The 3,015-nt window shown below is 65.7% G+C and carries 3 protein-coding genes and 1 pseudogene; 3 read left to right on the top strand and 1 reads right to left on the bottom strand.

Features of this window, described 5'->3' with window-relative positions:
• The 3 genes and pseudogenes from VGD20_RS09440 to VGD20_RS09430 form a co-directional block, all read left to right on the top strand.
• Positions 1-298 (top strand): annotated as a pseudogene (locus VGD20_RS09440) (catalase HPII); the annotation flags it as partial.
• A 9-nt stretch (positions 299-307) separates the two neighbouring features.
• On the top strand, positions 308-1,543 hold the full coding sequence (locus VGD20_RS09435) for an FAD-binding oxidoreductase (protein ID WP_331134195.1): 1,236 nt from the start codon (positions 308-310) through the stop codon (positions 1,541-1,543).
• Positions 1,544-1,767: 224 nt separating this feature from the next.
• Complete coding sequence (locus VGD20_RS09430; RefSeq protein WP_331134194.1) at positions 1,768-2,523, top strand: SDR family oxidoreductase; 756 nt, start codon at positions 1,768-1,770, stop codon at positions 2,521-2,523.
• A 102-nt stretch (positions 2,524-2,625) separates the two neighbouring features.
• Here the strand turns inward: VGD20_RS09430 and VGD20_RS09425 are convergent.
• Positions 2,626-3,015: HAD hydrolase family protein (locus VGD20_RS09425; RefSeq protein WP_331134193.1), on the bottom strand; the 390-nt coding region annotated here is incomplete at its 5' end.

The following is a 3,015-nucleotide window of genomic DNA, read 5'->3' as shown; positions in this document are numbered from 1 at the left end:
CGGCACGCTCAAGGCCGACGGCCAGCTCGCGGGATCGCCCTCGGTGCTGTTCGACGCCGTCGCATCGATCCTCACCGACGACCAGGCCAAGGCGCTGTCGAAGCAAGGAGCCGCGGTCCAGTGGTTCATGGACGCCTATGGCCATTGCAAGACGATCGCGCACGACGAGGCGACACAGTTGCTGCTCGACAAGGCCGGAGTCGAAAAGGACGGCGGCGTCGTTGCCATCGACAAGTTCGCCGACGTTGGAACGCGGCGCCACTGGGCGCGCGAAACCAAGGTGCGCGATCTTGCCTGATCGCCCGTCATGGTGAGCCACGCATCGGCGACCCATCATCGCGACCTCCGGACCGGCCAGTCGATCTGGTCGGCACGGCGTCGTCCGTCCATCGAGGAAAAACCGCTGACCCGCGATGTCGCGTGCGACATTGTGGTGGTCGGCGCTGGAATATCGGGCGCGCTGATCGCAGAGCAGTTGTCCGACGCGGGGTTCGATGTCCTCATCGTCGACCGCCGCGGCCCCACGGACGGGTCGACCGCGGCCTCGACCGCTATGTTGCAATATGAGATCGACATGCCGCTCCATCGATTGGCCGAACGGATCGGTCGCGACAAAGCCGAACGCATCTGGCGCCGCTCGCGCCAGTCGGTCGACGCGCTGCGCGAACGGACCGAAAGGCTCGGCCTCGATGTCGATGGCGCGACGCGCGGCTCGATCTATCTCGACGGCAATGTGCTCGACGCGGCGGGGCTTGCGCGCGAAGCCGAGGCGCGGCGCCGGGCCGGATTTGAAATCGAATTGCTCAAACCCGCACAGGTCGAGGATCGCTACGGCATCAAGGGCCGGCATGCGATCATCGGCTACGGCAATTATTCGGCCGATCCACGCCGCCTCGCCGCGGGCTATCTGAACGTTGCGATTTCGCGCGGTGCACGGCTCTACGCCCCGGTCGATATTTGCGACGTCGCTCCCTCCGAGGCGGTCGTGACGCTCCGTTCCAATAACGGACCTGCCATCCGCGCCAAACATCTCGTCGTGGCGACGGGCTATGAGATGATGAAGGGCATCCCGCGCAAGGGGAACAAGATCATCTCAAGCTGGTCGATCGCGACGCGCCCGCAGCCCCGCGCCATCTGGCCGACCGCGGCGATGATATGGGAAGCCGCCGACCCCTATCTCTACATCCGGACAACCCCGCGCGGAGAAATCATCTGCGGCGGCGAGGATGAGGAAATAGCCGATGCGGCTCTCCGCGACGCGAAGCTCCCCGACAAGGCAGCGACGCTGTCGCGAAAGCTTGCTGCGCTGTTGCCGGGTGTGGACGCGGCACCTGCGTATAGCTGGGCCGGAAGTTTCGGCGACAGCCCGGTCGGGACTCCGACCATCGGTCGAATTCCCGGCATGCCGAACTGCTATGCCGCGATGGGATATGGCGGAAACGGGATCACCTTCTCGATGATGGCGGCGCAGATGCTGCGCGGCCTGATTTGCGGTTATGGCGATCCCGACGCCGATCTGGTCAGCTTTCATCGCAAGTTCTGACCCGGAACAATCCGCTGTTCGGCCGATGAATGCATCGCCGGTGCCCGCCACGACGAGCGTCGGGCCCGCGAGCGTGAGGCCAGGCGAATATTTTCGCGATGGCGACCGGCCGCTCGCGCGGCGCAGCCTCGCTTCAACCCGTCCGACGGGAACTTCGGCGGTCTCCAGACGTCGCTGAGGGGAGGGCGGGGCCCCGCGCGCGGCGCGACAGGAAGGAGCCCGGAATGATAGACGAACAGGACGCGCATACGCAGCAGCCCGGTCTCGACGGTCGCCGCGCCATCATAACCGGCGGCACGACGGGGATCGGGCGTGCCATCGCCGTCCTGCTGGCAAGCAACGGCGTGCGGGTTTTCGTCTGCGGGCGCACCCCCGAGCATCTTGCCGATGCGCTGCGCCGCATCGACGAGGTGGGCGAGGGCGACGGCATCAATGTCGATCTCTCGATCGCCGACGATGTCGATCGCTTCTTCGAGGCAGCGGCCGCCTATCTCGGCGAGATCGACATCGCGATTATCAACGCTGCGATCCCTGCGGCAGCGCTCGCCGACAGTGGCGAGAGCGAAACGCGCTACCAGCTCGACACCGACCTCACTGCCTATCTCATCTGCGCGCAGGAAGCGGCCCGAAGGATGTCAGCGGGGAGCGACATCGTCTTCATCGGATCGATGTCGGCGGTATCGAGAGGAGCGGGCGGTTCGATCTATGTGGCCGCCAAATCGGGTATCCAGGGCTTTGTGCCCTCCTTCCGCAAGGAACTTTCCGAAGAAGACATCAAGGTCGGGCTGATCGAGCCCGGATTCACCGGCGCCGACTTCCAATATCCCGAGTTCCCGCCCGAGAAGCAGCGCGAGCTCATCAACGAGGACAAGATGCTTCGCGCCGAGGACATCGCGGTGGCGGTCCACTTCATGCTGACCCCGCCGCGGCGCTCCGCGGTGTCGCTCATTCGCGTCGAGACGCGGCTGGAGCATCCCTGATCCCGGCGCCATCATTGCTTGCCTCGCGCAGCGGCCGACGGGCGCGGACCATGCCGCCGGCCCTGCCGCGGCCGACCGGTGCCCGACGAAGGTCGCGCCGGCCTATCTCTGGCAGGCGATGATCGCGGAGACGACGGCAAGCGTCTCTTGCGGGTCGCGGACGCGAACGGTGTCGAGGCCGATCTGTTTGGCCGGATAGTCATTGCCCCCCGGGAAGATCGCGTCGCCGATGAACAGCATCGCGTCGAGCGGGAAGCCGCTCGCCTCGGCAAGTTTCTTCAGCCCGTAACCCTTGTCGACGCCTTCGCGCGTGATGTCGATCGACGTGGCGCCGCCCATGTTGATCGACAGGCCCGGGAGCCGGGTCGTCAGGTCGGCCTGGATGATCTTGCGCTTCGCGAAATCGGGATCCCATATCTCTTTCGCATGGATCGGTGCCTGTTGCCCGAGCGCGGAGAAGGTGATCTGGCTGCCGCGATCCTCGATCCGTTC

It is taken from the genome of Sphingopyxis sp. (genome assembly GCF_036402335.1).
Lineage (GTDB): Bacteria > Pseudomonadota > Alphaproteobacteria > Sphingomonadales > Sphingomonadaceae > Sphingopyxis.
Note: the sequence above shows the minus strand (reverse complement) of the source record. Positions and strands in the feature narration are given on the sequence as shown.

Coding starts and splice junctions, on each gene's coding strand:
- VGD20_RS09435 (WP_331134195.1), top strand. CDS start 308: ATGGTGAGCCACGCATCGGCGACCCATCATCGCGACCTCCGGACCGGC.
- VGD20_RS09430 (WP_331134194.1), top strand. CDS start 1,768: ATGATAGACGAACAGGACGCGCATACGCAGCAGCCCGGTCTCGACGGT.